The 277-nt window shown below is 65.3% G+C and carries 1 protein-coding gene; it reads left to right on the top strand.

From position 1 onward, the window contains the following. The coding region (locus WG891_RS26765; RefSeq protein WP_337265117.1) for a hypothetical protein at positions 1-277 on the top strand (277 nt) is incomplete at both ends.

Raw genomic sequence — 277 nt, 5'->3', positions numbered from 1 at the left:
ACTGACCGGGGTGGGCGGCATCGTGTTTGATGCCAGCAACGGGGCCCTGACCGTCACCAATGGCCAGAACAGCTACACCGGCAGCACCACGATCGCCGGTGGCGATGTGCGCCTGGGCAGCAACAATGCCTTTGGCGCCACCTCACTGCTGACGGTGGCGAGCGGTGCCAGCTTCAATACCAACACCTTCAGCCAGACGGTGGGGGCGCTCACCAACCTGGGCACGGTCACGCTCGATCCGGGCGTGCTGACCAGCGGGTTGTTGACCAACACCGGG

The sequence above is a fragment of the Serratia sp. MMO-28 genome, from assembly GCF_037199905.1.
Classification (GTDB): Bacteria; Pseudomonadota; Gammaproteobacteria; order Enterobacterales; family Enterobacteriaceae; genus Chania; species Chania oryzae.
The sequence above is the reverse complement of the archived record's forward strand: the minus strand, read 5'-3'. Positions and strand labels throughout refer to the sequence as shown.